This window comes from Pseudomonas sp. FG86 (assembly GCF_057808775.1).
Genome location: NZ_JBMDIS010000027.1, coordinates 1 through 16268 on the forward strand (window position 1 = coordinate 1; position 16268 = coordinate 16268).

13 protein-coding genes are annotated in these 16268 nt (G+C 61.1%); 5 read left to right on the plus strand and 8 right to left on the minus strand.

The features are described 5' to 3' along the window. Positions 1-213: 213 nt before the first annotated feature. From ACODSV_RS18255 to gloB, 7 genes are all read right to left on the minus strand, one after another. Positions 214-1809, minus strand: coding sequence for an ABC transporter ATP-binding protein (locus ACODSV_RS18255; protein WP_150294002.1), 1596 nt, complete (start codon positions 1807-1809; stop codon positions 214-216). Position 1810: 1 nt separating this feature from the next. Further along, a complete protein-coding gene (locus ACODSV_RS18260) occupies positions 1811-2830 on the minus strand; it encodes an ABC transporter permease (RefSeq protein ID WP_024075099.1) in 1020 nt (339 codons plus the stop codon). Position 2831: 1 nt separating this feature from the next. Next, complete coding sequence (locus ACODSV_RS18265; protein ID WP_150055980.1) at positions 2832-3908, minus strand: microcin C ABC transporter permease YejB; 1077 nt, start codon at positions 3906-3908, stop codon at positions 2832-2834. Continuing rightward, on the minus strand, positions 3909-5741 hold the full coding sequence (locus ACODSV_RS18270) for an extracellular solute-binding protein (protein ID WP_150055979.1): 1833 nt from the start codon (positions 5739-5741) through the stop codon (positions 3909-3911). After that, entirely contained in the window at positions 5738-7567 is a 1830-nt protein-coding gene (locus ACODSV_RS18275; protein ID WP_150055978.1) for an extracellular solute-binding protein, read from the minus strand. Before ACODSV_RS18275 ends, ACODSV_RS18270 begins: the two co-directional genes overlap by 4 nt. Before the next feature lie 211 nt (positions 7568-7778). Next, entirely contained in the window at positions 7779-9191 is a 1413-nt protein-coding gene (locus ACODSV_RS18280) for a lytic transglycosylase domain-containing protein (RefSeq protein ID WP_150055326.1), read from the minus strand. 98 nt (positions 9192-9289) lie between these two features. Next, on the minus strand, positions 9290-10057 hold the full coding sequence (gene gloB / locus ACODSV_RS18285; protein ID WP_024075104.1) for a hydroxyacylglutathione hydrolase: 768 nt from the start codon (positions 10055-10057) through the stop codon (positions 9290-9292). A 65-nt stretch (positions 10058-10122) separates the two neighbouring features. Here gloB and ACODSV_RS18290 point away from each other — a divergent pair, with 65 nt between their 5' ends. The 5 genes from ACODSV_RS18290 to ACODSV_RS18310 all read left to right on the plus strand — a co-directional run bounded on the left by ACODSV_RS18290 (position 10123) and on the right by ACODSV_RS18310 (position 15160). Beyond that, the gene (locus tag ACODSV_RS18290) at positions 10123-10881 is read left to right on the plus strand and encodes a class I SAM-dependent methyltransferase (RefSeq protein ID WP_150055325.1); all 759 of its coding nucleotides are present in this window, start codon (positions 10123-10125) and stop codon (positions 10879-10881) included. 86 nt (positions 10882-10967) lie between these two features. Next, on the plus strand, positions 10968-11420 hold the full coding sequence (gene rnhA / locus ACODSV_RS18295; RefSeq protein WP_069075857.1) for a ribonuclease HI: 453 nt from the start codon (positions 10968-10970) through the stop codon (positions 11418-11420). Positions 11421-11502: 82 nt separating this feature from the next. Further along, positions 11503-12237 carry a DNA polymerase III subunit epsilon gene (gene dnaQ, locus ACODSV_RS18300; protein WP_168233117.1) on the plus strand — a complete coding sequence of 245 codons (735 nt, stop codon included), beginning with the start codon at positions 11503-11505 and terminating at the stop codon, positions 12235-12237. Positions 12238-12329: 92 nt separating this feature from the next. After that, positions 12330-14585: an Orn/Lys/Arg family decarboxylase gene (locus tag ACODSV_RS18305; protein WP_024075108.1), complete on the plus strand. Its 2256-nt coding sequence runs from the start codon at positions 12330-12332 to the stop codon at positions 14583-14585. A gap of 20 nt (positions 14586-14605) precedes the next feature. After that, positions 14606-15160, plus strand: coding sequence for a GNAT family N-acetyltransferase (locus ACODSV_RS18310; protein WP_041160917.1), 555 nt, complete (start codon positions 14606-14608; stop codon positions 15158-15160). A 90-nt stretch (positions 15161-15250) separates the two neighbouring features. On the opposite strand, the gene ACODSV_RS18315 is transcribed toward ACODSV_RS18310, so the two are convergent. Beyond that, positions 15251-16159, minus strand: a complete 909-nt coding sequence (locus tag ACODSV_RS18315; RefSeq protein ID WP_069075858.1) for a LysR substrate-binding domain-containing protein — start codon at positions 16157-16159, stop codon at positions 15251-15253. Positions 16160-16268 lie beyond the last annotated feature (109 nt).

The following is a 16268-nucleotide window of genomic DNA, read 5'->3' on the forward strand; positions in this document are numbered from 1 at the left end:
GACGGCGGCCCACGGATTCAAGCCTGCGTTCGGGCATACCGAGCCTAGGCGAGGTGCCGAGTGGTGGGGCATGAGCCTTTTGGTTACTTTTGGGGCTCTTTTCCAAAAGTGACCCGCTGTAAGAGCGGAACCGCCAGTGGCCATTCCCGCAGCAACGGATATGTACCCGGACCCCCCAGCCGCAATTACCACAGCCACCGCAAGTCCCCCCGGTCAAACCAAAAACGCCGCTTCCAAAAGCTGCCGCGTATAAGCATGCTGCGGCTCAGCAAAAATCGCCGACGCCTCCCCCTGTTCCACCACCTGCCCATGCTTGACCACCATCAACTGATGGCTCAGCGCTTTCACCACCGCCAAGTCATGGCTGATAAACAGATACGTCAGGTTGTACTTGGCCTGCAAACTACGCAACAACTCCACCACCTGCCGCTGCACCGTTCGGTCCAGTGCCGACGTCGGCTCATCCAGCAAAATCAGGCGTGGCTTGAGCACCAACGCGCGGGCGATGGCGATGCGTTGACGCTGGCCCCCCGAGAATTCATGGGGATACCGATGCCGAGAGTCCGGGTCCAACCCGACTTCCTTGAGCGCCGCGATAATCGCCGCCTCCTGCTCCGCAGGCGTGCCCATCTTGTGGATGCGCAAACCTTCGCCGACGATCTCGCTGACGCACATGCGCGGGCTCAGGCTGCCGAATGGGTCCTGGAACACCACCTGCATTTCCCGGCGCAATGGGCGTACTTGCTGTTGGCTGAGCGTGTCCAGTTGCTGGCCTTCGAAGCGAATCCCGCCTTTGCTGGCGATCAAGCGCAGAATCGCCAGGCCCAGGGTGGATTTGCCCGAGCCGCTTTCGCCGACGATGCCCAGGGTCTGGCCCTGGGGCAGGCTGAAGTTGATGCCGTCCACCGCCTTGACGTAATCGACGGTGTTGCGCAAAAAGCCTTTCTTGATCGGGAACCACACCTTGAGGTCGTCGACCTCCAGCAAGGGCGGCCCGATCGCCGTGCTGGCCGGTCCGCCGCTGGGTTCGGCGGCGAGCAGTTCCTGGGTGTAGGGGTGCTGGGGCGATTGGAACAGCGTCTCGCAATCGGCCTGCTCGACAATACAACCCTGTTGCATCACACACACGCGATGGGCGATGCGCCGCACCAGGTTCAAGTCGTGGCTGATCAGCAGCAAGGCCATGCCCAGCCGTGCCTGCAACTCCTTGAGCAGTTCAAGGATCTTCAACTGCACCGTGACGTCGAGGGCCGTGGTCGGCTCGTCCGCAATCAACAACTCCGGTTCATTGGCCAGGGCCATGGCGATCATCACCCGTTGGCGCTGGCCGCCGGAGAGTTCATGGGGCAGGGCCTTGAGGCGCTTGTGCGGCTCGGGGATGCCCACCAGTTCGAGCAGTTCCAGGGTGCGTCGGGTGGCGACCTTGCCGGTCAGCCCCTTGTGCAGGCCGAGCACTTCGTTGATCTGTTTCTCGATGCAATGCAGGGGGTTGAGCGAGGTCATCGGCTCCTGGAAGATCATCGCGATACGGTTACCGCGAATGTGCCGGATGGTTTTTTCCTTGAGGGTCAGCAGGTCCTGGTCGGAATACTTGATGGTGCCGGACGGATGCCGTGCCAGCGGGTAGGGCAGCAGGCGCAGGATCGAGTGGGCGGTCACCGATTTACCGGAGCCGCTTTCGCCGACCAGCGCCAGGGTCTCGCCGCGCTTGATATCGAAGCTGACGTTGTTGACCACGCGGTGGTGATGCTCGCCCGTGACGAACTCGACGGAGAGGTCGCGGATTTCGATCAGATTGTCCTGATTCATCTCATTTCCTCGGGTCGAAGGCATCGCGAGCGGACTCGCCGATAAACACCAGCAAACTCAGCATGATTGCCAGCACGGCAAACGCGCTCATGCCCAGCCACGGTGCTTGCAGGTTGGACTTGCCCTGGGCCACCAGTTCACCCAGGGACGGCGAGCCGGCCGGCAGGCCGAACCCGAGGAAGTCCAGGGCGGTGAGGGTGCCGATGGCGCCGGTGAGGATGAACGGCATGAAGGTCATGGTCGAGACCATGGCATTGGGCAGGATGTGGCGGAACATGATCGCGCCATTCTGCATGCCCAGGGCTCGGGCCGCGCGTACGTATTCGAGGTTGCGCCCACGCAGGAACTCGGCGCGTACCACGTCCACCAGGCTCATCCAGGAGAACAGCAGCATGATCCCCAACAGCCACCAGAAGTTCGGCTGCACGAAGCTGGCGAGGATGATCAGCAGGTACAGCACCGGCAAGCCGGACCATATCTCCAGGAAGCGTTGCCCGGCCAGGTCGACCCAGCCGCCATAGAAGCCCTGCAGGGCCCCGGCGATCACGCCGATGATCGAGCTGAGCACGGTGAGGGTCAGGGCGAACAGCACCGACACGCGGAAGCCGTAGATCACCCGCGCCAGCACGTCGCGGCCCTGGTCATCGGTGCCCAGCAGGTTCATCGACGAGGGGGGCGCGGGGGCGGGGACTTTCAGGTCGTAGTTGATGCTCTGGTAGCTGAAGGGGATTGGCGCCCACAGTGTCCAGGCATCCTTGGTCTTGAGCAGTTCCTGGATATACGGGCTCTTGTAGTTGGCCTCCAGGGGGAATTCACCGCCGAAGGTGGTCTCCGGGTAGCGCTTGAGTGCCGGGAAGTACCAGTCGCCGTCGTAATGCACCGCCAGCGGTTTGTCGTTGGCGATCAACTCGGCGCCCAGGCTCAACACGAACAGGATCAGGAACAGCCACAGCGACCACCAGCCACGTTTATTGGCCTTGAACCGCTCGAACCGGCGGCGATTGAGGGGGGATAGGTTCATCTCAATGCTCCCGGCTGGCGAAGTCGATGCGCGGATCGACCAGGGTGTAGGTGAGGTCGCCGATCAGTTTCACCACCAGCCCGAGCAGGGTGAAGATAAACAGCGTGCCGAAGACCACCGGGTAATCGCGATTGATCGCCGCTTCAAAACTCATCAGGCCCAGGCCGTCGAGGGAGAAGATCACTTCCACCAGCAAGGAGCCGGTGAAGAAAATCCCGATAAACGCCGACGGGAAGCCGGCGATCACCAGCAGCATGGCGTTACGGAACACGTGGCCATAGAGCACACGGTGGTTGGTCAGCCCCTTGGCCTTGGCGGTGACCACGTACTGTTTGTTGATTTCGTCGAGGAAACTGTTCTTGGTCAGCAGGGTCATGGTGGCGAAGTTGCCGATCACCAGGGCGGTAATCGGCAATGCCAGGTGCCAGAAATAATCGAGGATCTTGCCGCCCCAGCTCAGTTCGTCAAAGTTGTTGGAGGTCAGCCCGCGCAAGGGGAACCAGTCGAAGTAACTGCCGCCGGCAAACACCACGATCAGCAGGATCGCAAACAGGAACGCCGGGATCGCGTAGCCGACGATGATGGCCGAGCTGGTCCACACGTCGAAGTGGCTGCCATGGCGCGTGGCCTTGGCGATCCCCAGGGGGATCGACACCAGGTACATGATCAGCGTGCTCCACAACCCGAGGGAGATGGACACCGGCATTTTTTCCTTGATCAGGTCGATGACCTTGGCGTCACGGAAGAAACTGTCGCCAAAGTCCAGCCGGGCGTAGTTCTTGACCATGATCCACAAGCGTTCCGGCGCCGACTTGTCGAAGCCGTACATCTTTTCGATTTCCTTGATCAGCGCCGGGTCCAGGCCCTGGGCGCCGCGGTAGCTGCTGGCGCCGGCAACCGACACCTCCGCACCGCCGCCGGCAATGCGGCTGGTGGCGCCTTCAAAGCCTTCGAGCTTGGCGATCATCTGCTCCACCGGGCCGCCTGGGGCGGCCTGGATAATGATGAAGTTGATCAGCAGGATCCCGAACAGCGTGGGGATAATCAGCAACAGGCGGCGAACAATATAGGCCAGCATTTAATCGCCTCCGCTCGCCGGATCGGCGCTCGTATTCAGGGGGATCGCAGGTTTTGTGTCAGGTTTGGCCCACCAGGTCGAGGTGCCGACGTCATAGCGCGGCGAGACTTTCGGGTGGCCAAGATGGTTCCAGTACGCCACGCGGAAGGTCTTGATGTGCCAATTGGGGATCACGTAGTAGCCAAACTGGAGTACGCGATCCAACGCCTTGGCGTGGGCGATCAGGCTTTTGCGCGAGTCGGCGTCGATCAACTCTTCCACCAGTTGGTCGACGGCCGGGTCCTTGAGCCCCATGTAGTTGCGGCTGCCGGGCTTGTCGGCGCTGGAGGATTTCCAGAATTCGCGCTGTTCGTTGCCAGGTGAAGTGGACTGCGGAAAGCTGCCCACCAGCATGTCGAAATCCCGCGAGCGGATACGGTTGACGAACTGGGAGACGTCGACCCGGCGGATCACCAAGTCGATGCCCAGGTCTGCCAGGTTGCGCTTGAACGGCAGCAGGATACGCTCGAATTCAGTCTGGGCCAGCAGGAACTCGATGGTCACCGGTTTGCCCGTGGTGTCGACCATCTTGTCGTCGACGATACGCCAGCCGGCCTCCTGCAACAGCTGGTAAGCCTCGCGCTGTTGGGCGCGGATCATGCCGCTGCCGTCGGTTTTGGGCGGTTCGAACGCCTGGGTGAAGACTTCGGCCGGGATCTTGTCGCGCAGTGGTTCGAGGATCGCCAGTTCGTCCGGGCCGGGCAAGCCGGTGGCCGCCATTTCCGAGTTTTCGAAGTAGCTGCGGGTACGGGTGTAAGCCCCATTGAACAGCTGTTTGTTGCTCCACTCGAAGTCCAGCAACAGGCTGATGGCCTTGCGTACGCGCACGTCCTGGAACATGGGCTTGCGCGTGTTGAACACGAAGCCCTGCATGCCGGTGGGGTTGCCGTTGGGGATTTCTTCCTTGATCAACCGACCCTCGGCCACTGCGGGAATGTTGTAGGCGTTGGCCCAGTTCTTCGCGCTGAACTCCAGCCAGTAGTCGAACTGCCCGGCCTTCAACGCTTCCAGGGATACCGTGCTGTCGCGGTAATAGTCGGTGATGCGGTTATCGAAGTTGTAGAAGCCTTTGGTGACCGGCAGGTCCTTGGCCCAGTAGTCCTTGACCCGCTCATAGCGAATCATGCGCCCGGCCTTGACCTCTGCCACCTTGTACGGCCCGCTGCCCAGCGGAATTTCCAGGTTGCCCTTGGTGAAGTCGCGGGTCGCCCACCAATGTTTGGGCAATACCGGCAATTGGCCGAGGATCAGCGGCAATTCGCGGTTGTTGGTGCGCTTGAACTTGAACAGCACGCGCAGTGGGTCTTCGGCGACCACTTCGTCGACATCGGCGTAGTAGGTGCGGTAGAGCGGCGAGCCGTCTTTTATCAGGGCCTGGAAGGTGAACACCACGTCTTCGGCGCGGATCGGATGGCCATCGTGGAAGCGCGCTTCCGGGCGCAGGTAGAAGCGTACCCAGCTGTTGTCCGGGGCCTTCTCGATCCTGCCGGCCACCAGGCCGTATTCGGTGATGGGCTCATCCAGGCTTTGCATGGCCAGGGTGTCGTAGATCAGCGGCAGGTTGTCCGCTGGCACGCCCTTGCTGATGTAGGGGTTGAGGCTGTCGAAACCGCCCATCGCGGACTCGCGGAAAGTACCGCCCTTGGGCGCATCCGGGTTGACGTAGTCGAAGTGCTTGAAGTCGGCGGGGTATTTGGGCGGTTCGTTGTAGAGGGTCAGCGCATGTTGCGGGGCGGCATTGGCCGCAGTGCACAGCAACAGGCTGCCGAGCAGTGCAGTACGCAAAGACATCATTGGGCTTTCTCCGAAGCTTTCAGCCACCACGCGCTCAGGCCCAGGGTATAGGGCGGCGTGGTGACAAAGGCGAACCGGTTGCGGTACGCCAAGCGATGATAGTTGAGGTACCAGTTGGGAATGCTGTAGTGCTGCCAGAGCAGGACCCGGTCCAGGGCCCGGCCGGCGGCCAGTTGTTCTTCGCGGGTCTGCGCGGCCAGCAGTTGTTCCAGCAGATGGTCGACCACCGGGTTGGCGATGCCTGCGTAGTTCTTGCTGCCCTTGATCGTCGCCTGGCTGGAGTGGAAGTACTGCCACTGTTCGAGGCCGGGGCTGAGGGTTTGGTTGAGGGTGATCAGGATCATGTCGAAGTCGAACTGATCGAGGCGTTGCTTGTATTGCGCTCGGTCAACCGTGCGCAGGCGTGCATCGATGCCGACACTGATCAGGTTCTCGACATAGGGCTGCAGGATGCGCTCCAGGTTCGGGTTGACCAGCAGGATTTCAAAGCGCAGCGGTTGGCCGTCCTTGTTGAGCAACCGTTGGCCGGACAGCTTCCAGCCGGCTTCCCCGAGCAGGGCCAGGGCACGGCGCAGGGTCTCGCGCGGGATCCCGCGACCATCGGTCTGGGGCAGGCTGAACGGTTGGGTCAACAGGTTGGCCGGCAACTGGTCGCGGTAGGGCGAGAGCATCAGCCATTCATGCCCGACCGGAACGCCGGTGGCCGAGAATTCGCTGTTGGGGTAGTAACTCAAGGTGCGTTTGTAGGCACTGCTGAACAACGTTCGGTTGGTCCATTCGAAGTCGAACATCAGCCCCAGGGCTTCGCGCACCTTGGTCTGGCTGAAGGTCGGGCGCCGGGTGTTCATGAACAGGCCCTGGCTTTGGGTCGGGATCTGGTGGGCGATCTGCGCCTTGATCACGTCGCCGCGGTTGACGGCCGGGAAGTTGTAGCCATTCGCCCAGTTCTTGGCCTGGTGTTCGATATAGATATCGAACTCGCCGGCCTTGAACGCTTCGAAGGCCACGTCACTGTCGCGGTAGAACTCGACTTCGACCTTGTCGAAGTTATAGAAGCCCTGGTTGACCGGCAGGTCCTTGCCCCAGTAGTCCTTGACCCGCTCGAACACCAGTTGCCGCCCGGGGGTGACCTTGCTGATGCGGTACGGCCCGCTGCCCAGCGGTGGCTCGAAGGTGGTGGCCTTGAAATCCCGATTTTTCCAGTAGTGCTGGGGCAGAACCGGTAACTCGCCCAGGCGCAGGATCAGCAATGGGTTGCCGGCGCGTTTGAACACGAAGCGAATGCGGTGACGATTGAGGATGTCGACCCGCGCCACTTCCTGCAGGTTGGTGCGGTACTGCGGGTGGCCTTCGGTCAGCAGGGTGCGATAGGAAAACGCCACGTCATAGGCAGTGATTGGCTTGCCATCGTGGAAGCGTGCCTGGGGGCGCAGGTTGAACACCACCCAACTGCGGTCCTCGCTGTACTCCACCGATTGGGCAATCAGGCCGTAGCTGGAGGTGGGCTCATCGCCGGATGGCGCGTATTGGCCAGTGCCGACCATCAATGGCTCGTTCAGCTCATTGACGCCGTATTGCAGGAAGTTGGGCGTGGAGACCGGGCTTGAGCCCTTGAAGGTGTAGGGGTTGAGGGTATCGAACGTACCAAAAGCCATGACCCGCAACGTCCCGCCTTTCGGCGCTGCGGGGTTTACCCAATCGAAGTGGGTGAATTTGGCTGGGTACTTGAGCGTGCCGAACTGCGTGTAACCGTGACTCTCGGTAATCGTCGCATTCGCAGCAAAGCTCAAGGCCAGACTTATTAGTAGAAGGAGGGGTCGCTTCAAGTCAGAGATCCGATCCAGGCGGCTTGGGCTTTAAGCTCGGTACAGTAACAGCTTGTTCCGGTTGGAAAAAGCCGGTTGGAAACACTGGAGAACCAATGTGGGAGGGGGCTTGCCTCCGATATCGGTGGATCAGCCAATGAATCTGGTGGCTGACACACTGCTATCGGGGGCAAGCCCCCTCCCACATTGGTTCTACAGTGTTCTTGAGGTATCAGCGCGGCCCGGAAACCACCAGCATCTGCCCCGGCTTCAGCGCCTGGCCAGTGCGTGGGTTCCAGCGCTTGAGATGTTGCATCTCGACGTTGAAGCGCTTGGCGACGATGTACAGCGAGTCGCCTTTCTTGACCTTGTATTGCACAGGCTTCTTGCTGTCGGCCTTGGCGACCAGCTTGCGCGTGTCCTGCATCACCAGGGTCTGGCCGACCTTGAGGGCCTGGCCATTGAGCTTGTTCCAGCGTTGCAGGTCGTGTACGTCGACCTTGTTGGCCTTGGCGATCAGCGTCAGGTTGTCACCCGTGCGTACCTTGTAGCTGCGGGTACGGCCGGCCACCCGCGCGGTCTCAACTTCGTCGAACACCTGTTTTTTCGGGCGCATCGCCAGCAATTCTTCCGGCTTCATCGTCGAAAGCGTGCTGGTGAGTAACTGTGCCTTCGAACTGGGTACCAACAGATGCTGCGGGCCATCCAGGGTGGTGCGTTGCTTGAGCGCCGGGTTGAGCTGGAACAGTTCGTCTTCATCGATCTCGGCCAGTGCCGCGACCCGGGACAGGTCCATGCTTTGCTTGACCTCAACCACTTCGAAATACGGCGTGTTGGCGATCGGGTTCAGGTTGACGCCGTAGGCCTCCGGGGCCAGCACCACCTGGGACAGCGCCAGGAACTTGGGCACGTAGTCCTTGGTTTCCTGGGGCAGGGGCAGGTTCCAGTAGTCCGTCGGCAAACCGAGCTTTTCGTTGCGCTCGATGGCCCGGCTTACCGTGCCTTCGCCGGCGTTATACGCCGCCAGCGCCAGCAGCCAGTCGCCGTTGAACATGTCATGCAAGCGCGTCAGGTAGTCCAGGGCCGCGGTGGTGGAGGCGGTGATGTCGCGGCGGCCGTCGTAGGCGCGGGTCTGGCGCAGGTTGAAGTAGCGCCCGGTGGAGGGAATGAACTGCCACAAGCCAACCGCATCGCTGCGCGAATAGGCCATTGGGTTGTAGGCACTTTCAATCACTGGCAGCAACGCCAGTTCCAGGGGCATGTTGCGTTCTTCAAGGCGTTCGACGATGTAGTGAATGTAGAGACTGCCGCGTTCGCCGGCGTTCTCCAGGAAGGAAGGGTTGCTCGCGAACCACAGGCGTTGCTGTTCGATGCGCGGGTTGACGCCCAGGCCGTCCTGCAATTGAAAGCCCCGGCGCATGCGCTCCCAGACATCCTGGGGGGCTTCGGGGCTGGGCTTCTCTGAAAGCCAGATAGGTTTTTGCTTGATCTTGGCAGCAAGATTCGGTTTGGGTTGCACGGTGGATTGTGCAGCGAAATTTGTCGATTGGCAGCCCGCCAGAGTTGCGGAGACAGCCACCGCCACGGCTTGAGCCAGGCGGGTCAATGCGTCTGAATGGTTGGATTTACGAGTAGATGACGACATTGGCTGGAAGTAAGTTCCGGGCAAAAATGTCGGGCGATTCTAGAAAGCGCTTTGGTTCCGGTCAACCATTCAGAAATTACGTATCAGATTGCGTTGGCTTAGAACTTATCTTTCCATGCCCTCAAGCTAGCAAATACCTCGGCCCCAGAGCGGTTGTCGCGACCATTCCGTTCGTCCGCTTTTTGTTTAACGGATGTTTCAGAGGTGCGCAGGAAGGGGTTGGTACGCTTTTCCAGGGCCAGGTTGGAAGGCAGTGTGATCTCGCCACGGGCGCGCAGTTGGTTGACGCTTTCCACTCGTTCGGCGATATCGCGGTTGTGCGGTTCCACGGCCTGGGCAAACTTGAGGTTGCTTTGTGTGTATTCGTGGGTGCAGTACACCAACGTGTCGGCGGGCAGGGCCGCCAGGCGCTCAAGCGAGGCGTGCATCTGCTCGGGTGTGCCTTCGAACAGGCGACCGCAGCCGGCGGCGAACAGGGTATCGCCACACAGCAGCACGCCCGGGTGATAAAACGCGATGTGCCCCAGGGTATGGCCAGGCACGGCATACACGTCGAAATCCCAGCCCAGTACGCTGATGCGGTCGTTATCGTGCAGGTCGACGTCCCGCGCCGGGATCTGCTCGTTGGCCGGGCCATAGACCTTGGCGCCGGTCACACGTTTGATCTGCTCCACGCCGCCGACATGATCATGGTGATGGTGGGTGACCAGGATATCGCTGAGGTGCCACTCGGGGTTCTGCTTGAGCCAGGCCAGTACGGGAGCGGCATCGCCGGGGTCGACCACGGCGCAACGGTGGGTATGGGGGTCCTGCAACAGCCAGATGTAGTTGTCGGTGAAGGCGGGTAGGGCACTGATCTGTATCATTCTTTGATTCGCCAAGCTGAACACATTGGTGCATCTTAGAACGTCTAGGCGAGTTGGAGAATGCAATGACTGATAAAGCGTTCGCCCAGGCCGATCCTGAATGGCTGGCCCTGATCAGCGCAGCCCGGGAGTGGCTGTCGGGTCCGATCGGGCAGTTTTTGCTGGACGAGGAACGGCGCATGCTCGAGGACGAGCTGGGGCGGTTCTTTGGTGGTTACCTGGTGCATTACGGTCCCTCGGCCCAGACGCCGCCTGCCGCGCCGCAGGTGCAACGCAATGTACGCCTGGGCGCGCCGTTGCCGGGGGTGGAGATTGTCTGCGAGGAACAGGCCTGGCCGTTGAGCGAGCACGCCGCCGATGTGGTGGTGTTGCAGCATGGCCTGGATTTCTGCCTGTCGCCCCACGGCCTGCTGCGTGAAGCCGCCAGCGCCGTGCGTCCAGGCGGCCATTTGCTGATTATCGGGATCAACCCCTGGAGCAGCTGGGGCCTGCGGCATGTATTCGCCCATGACGGGCTGCGCCAGGCACGCTGTATCTCGCCGTCACGGGTGGGTGACTGGCTGAACCTGCTGGGCTTCGCGCTGGAGAAACGCCGCTTCGGGTGCTATCGTCCGCCGCTGGCGTCGACCAAGTGGCAGGGCCGCCTGGCCGGCTGGGAACGTCGGGCGGGTGCCTGGCAATTGTCGGGTGGCGGCTTCTATTTAGTGGTGGCGCGCAAGATCGTGGTGGGGCTGCGCCCGGTACGCCAGGTGCTACGTCAGCCCATGGGCAAGCTGGTGCCGATGCCGATGGCCAAGGTCAATCGCAAGCAAAGCGAACCGTAAAACTCTTTTTTGATTTCAGGCCGGGTCACTCGGCCTCGGGATACTGTCGGCCGATGGCCGGCGGCCCGTCTTGATGGATGCAACCGATGACCGATAGCGTAGAACTCTTCACCGATGGCGCCTGCAAGGGCAACCCCGGTCCCGGTGGCTGGGGCGCCTTGCTGGTGTGCAAGGGCGTGGAGAAGGAACTGTGGGGCGGCGAAGCCAACACCACCAATAACCGCATGGAGCTGATGGGCGCCATCCGTGGGCTGGAAGAACTCAAGCGTCGTTGCGACGTGCTGCTGGTGACCGACTCGCAATACGTGATGAAGGGCATCAACGAATGGATGGTCAACTGGAAGAAGCGTGGCTGGAAGACCGCCGCCAAGGAGCCGGTGAAAAATGCCGACCTCTGGCAATTGCTGGATGAGCAATGCAATCGCCATAACATTACCTGGAAATGGGTGCGTGGGCACATCGGCCATCATGGCAACGAACGCGCCGACCAACTGGCCAACCGTGGTGTCGATGAAGTGCGCGGCTACAAGCAGAGTTGAGGCTGGCTGACGTGTTAACATCGCCCACGTTGACTCACACCACACTGCATACCACACCGTTGAGAGCTGAACCCTGATGGCCATCCGATCTGTTGTACTCGATACCGAAACCACCGGCATGCCGGTGACCGACGGCCACCGGATCATTGAAATCGGCTGTGTCGAACTCATGGGTCGTCGCCTCACCGGTCGCCACTTCCATGTGTACCTGCAACCGGACCGGGAAAGTGACGAAGGCGCGATTGGCGTCCACGGCATCACCGATGAATTCCTCAAGGGCAAGCCGCGTTTCGCCGAAGTGGCCGATGAATTCTTCGAGTTCATCAACGGCGCACAGCTGATCATCCATAACGCGGCGTTCGACATCGGCTTCATCAATAACGAATTTGCCCTGATGGGGCAGACGGACCGTGCGGATATTTCCCGGCATTGCACGATCCTCGACACCTTGATGATGGCCCGTGAGCGTCATCCTGGGCAGCGCAACAGCCTCGATGCCTTGTGCAAACGCTATGGCGTCGACAACTCCGGCCGTGAACTGCACGGCGCCTTGCTCGACTCCGAGATTCTCGCCGACGTTTACCTGACCATGACCGGCGGGCAGACCAGCCTGTCCCTGGCCGGCAACGCCTCCGATGGTGCCGGTTCGGCGGAAGGCTCGGGCAACCGCCCTTCGGAAATCCGCCGTCTGCCGGCCGATCGCAAGCCAACCCCAATCATCCGCGCCAGCGAGCAGGACCTGGCCGAGCACGCGGCGCGGCTGGAAGCGATTGCAAAGTCGGCGGGTGCGCCGGCGTTGTGGACCCAGCTGATGTAGGCGCGGGCTTGCTCGCTCCCGCACAGGACGTTCGCAAGATCGTCCCCGAGCTTCTACCCTTGAGTGCATAGCCCTCAGGACTACAAGCCCTCATGTATAAAGACCTGAAGTTTCCCGTCCTTATCGTGCACCGAGACATCAAGGCCGACACCGTTGCCGGTGACCGGGTTCGAGGCATCGCCAGAGAGTTGGAACAAGAGGGGTTCAGTATCTTTTCCGCGGTGGACTACGCCGAAGGCCGGCTGGTGGCGTCTACCCATCACGGCCTGGCATGCATGCTGATTGCTGCCGAAGGCGCCGGGGAAAATACCCACTTGCTGCAAAACATGGTCGAGCTGATCCGCCTGGCGCGGGTGAGAGCGCCCAACCTGCCGATCTTTGCCCTGGGCGAGCAAGTCACCCTGGAAAATGCACCGGCCGATGCGATGAGTGAGCTCAATCAACTGCGCGGCATCCTTTACCTGTTTGAAGACACCGTGCCGTTTCTGGCCCGTCAGGTCGCGCGCGCGGCGCGTACTTACCTTGATGGCCTGTTGCCGCCGTTCTTCAAAGCCCTGGTGCAGCACACCGCCGACTCCAATTACTCCTGGCACACGCCAGGCCATGGCGGCGGCGTGGCCTATCGCAAGAGCCCGGTAGGGCAGGCGTTCCATCAGTTCTTTGGGGAAAACACCCTGCGTTCGGACCTTTCTGTCTCGGTGCCGGAGCTGGGTTCGCTGCTGGATCACACCGGGCCCTTGGCCGAAGCCGAAGCCCGCGCCGCGCGCAATTTTGGCGCCGATCACACGTTCTTCGTGATTAACGGCACGTCGACCGCCAACAAGATCGTCTGGCATTCGATGGTCGGTCGCGATGACCTGGTGCTGGTGGATCGCAACTGCCACAAGTCGGTGTTGCATTCGATCATCATGACCGGTGCCATCCCCCTATACCTGTGCCCGGAGCGCAACGAACTTGGCATCATCGGCCCGATCCCCCTCAGCGAATTCAGCCCCGCGTCGATCCGCGCCAAGATCGACGCCAGCCCGCTGACCCGTGGCCGCCCAGCGAAAGTGAAGCTGGCTGTGGTCACCAACTCCACCTACGACGGCCTGTGCTACAACGCCGAGCTGATCAAGCAGCAATTGGGCGGGAGTGTCGAGGTGCTGCACTTTGACGAAGCCTGGTACGCCTACGCGGCGTTTCACGAGTTTTTCGCCGGGCGCTACGGCATGGGCACTTCGCGAACCCCCGACAGCCCGCTGGTGTTTACCACTCACTCCACGCACAAATTGCTGGCTGCGTTCAGCCAGGCCTCGATGATTCATGTGCAGGACGGCGGCGCACGGCAGTTGGACCGCGACCGTTTCAATGAAGCGTTCATGATGCATATCTCCACTTCGCCGCAGTACAGCATCATCGCCTCGCTGGACGTGGCGTCAGCGATGATGGAGGGGCCCGCAGGGCGCTCGCTGTTGCAGGAAATGTTTGACGAGGCCCTGAGCTTCCGACGTGCCCTGGCCAACCTGCGCCAGCATATTGCAGCCGAGGACTGGTGGTTTTCCATCTGGCAGCCGCCCTCGGTAGCGGGTATCGATCGCGTCGCCACGGCGGATTGGCTGTTGCAGCCTGAGGATGATTGGCACGGTTTTGGTGACGTGGCTGAAGATTACGTATTGCTGGACCCGATCAAAGTGACATTGGTCATGCCCGGCCTCAACGCCGGTGGCGCGTTGAGCGACTGCGGGATCCCGGCAGCGGTGGTCAGCAAGTTTCTCTGGGAGCGTGGGCTGGTGGTGGAGAAGACCGGTTTGTATTCGTTCCTGGTCCTGTTTTCCATGGGCATCACCAAAGGCAAATGGAGTACCTTGCTTACCGAATTGTTGGAGTTCAAGCGCAGCTACGACGCCAACATCAGCCTGGCCAGTTGCCTGCCCTCGGTGTTTGCCCAAGGCCCCGCCCGTTATCAAGGCCTGGGTTTGCGCGACCTGTGCGATCAATTGCACGCCTGTTACCGTAGCAATGCCACTGCCAGGCACCTCAAGAGGATGTACACGGTGTTGCCGGAAATCGCGATGAAACCGGCCGACGCCTACGACCAGTTGGTGAAGGGGGAAGTGGAGGCGGTTTCCATTGATGCCTTGCCAGGGCGCATCGCAGCCGTGATGCTGGTGCCTTATCCGCCGGGTATTCCATTGATTATGCCGGGCGAGCGTTTTACCGAATCGACGCGATCGATCATCGACTACCTGGCGTTTGCCCGGACATTTGATAGCAGTTTCCCTGGGTTTGTCGCGGATGTTCATGGATTGCAACACGAAGATGACGGCAACGGCCGTTGTTACACCGTCGATTGCATCAAGGGTTAAGGATGTTTATGCAAGCTGTAATGAACCCGAAGTATCCAGGGCTCAGTGTGCGGGTCGCCGACGAAGGCTTCGATGCCTACGTATGGGGCAATGATTTCAGTTTTGAGGTCAGCGCCTATGGTGTGCCCGAGATGGGCAAGCGGGTCGATCAATGGGCCGTGGAGCGTATCTTGCCGTACCGCAAGTGCTATGGCATCGACCCGGAAGAGTTCGCCAGCTTTCGCGATGCGCCGGACAGCGCGATCTTCATGGCCTTCCTGGATGACCGTGCGGTGGGGCATATCGTGGTCAGTACCAATTGGAATGGCTTTGCCCATGTCGACGAGTTGGCGGTGGCCTTGCCCGCCCGCCGTCATGGGGTGGCCAAGGCCCTGCTGGACGTGGCGCAGTTCTGGAGCCGCAAGAAAAACCTGCCGGGCATGATGCTCGAAACCCAGAACAACAACCTCGGTGCCTGCCGGCTGTACGAGCGCTGTGGGTACGTGATGGGCGGAATCGACCACCTGCGTTATCGCGGCATCGACCCACAAACCCGGGAGGTGGCGATTTTCTGGTACCGGTTGTTCAAGCAGTAGGCGCGAACGTGCTCGCGAAAAACACACCGGCGTCGCGTTAAGCCTGACTGCCTGCGCCAGCGTTGCAGGTCTTCGCGCGCAAGCTCGCGCCTACAGGGGTTTTGCCTCGCCAGAGAGAAGGCCTTCGGCTTTCTGCGTGACAATCTCCAGCAATGCATTCAACGCCGGTGAGGTTGCGCCATCCCTGAGTGTCAGTGCGTACAGGTTGACCAGGATCGGCGGCGACACCGGGCAGGTATCGAGCCCGGCCTCCCGCGCACCGAATGCGGTGAACGGATCGACAATCGCCAGGCCTTCACCGGCCTCCACCATGCTGCGCATCATCTGGTAGGTCTGTACCCGCGTCTGCACCACCGGCAGCGGGCGCAAGGCTTGCAGCTTGGCGTCCAGCAGGCGGCTCAGCGGGTCCTGGCCTTCCAGCCCGATCATCGACTGCCCGGCCAGGTCCTGTAGCGCAATGTACTTCTGCTTGGGTTTCAGCCAGCCATGGGGTGCGAGCAGTTGCAGCTTGCCCTGGGCCAATACGGTGCTTTGGATTTGTGGGTGTTCCGGGTCATGCAGGCTCAGGCCAACATCGGCTTCGTGCAGCAACAGGCTCCTGACGATTTCCCGGGTCGGCTGGCTCGACAGGTTGCACGGCGTGTCCTGGAAGCGGCGGCGCAGCACCGCGATGCTTTGCGGCAACAGTTGGTTGGCCAGCGGCGGAGTGCACAGGGCGCGCAGTGTGGGGGCGTGATGGTGCTTCAGGCGGCTGGCCAGGCGTTGTATGGGCTCCAGCGCTTCATAGAGGTGGGCGATTTCGGCCTGCAGTTCCAGGGTTTCCCGGGTTGCCTGCAGGCGCCCGCGTACACTGGCAAACAGCATGAAACCCATTTGCTGCTCGGCATCCTTGAGCGTGGCGTCCACATCGCCCACGGGGAGTTGCAACCATTCGGCGGCCGTGCCGAGGTGTCCGGTCTGCAAGATAGCCTGAATCACTTCGATATGACGTAAACGCATGGCCGGAGTCTAGGGTCAGCCGTGCAGGGATTCAATGGCCTGTCAAAAAACAGCGTGAACGTTGATTCGCGTCGACTAACGTTGGCCTTGCGCAACTGCAACAAGCAGG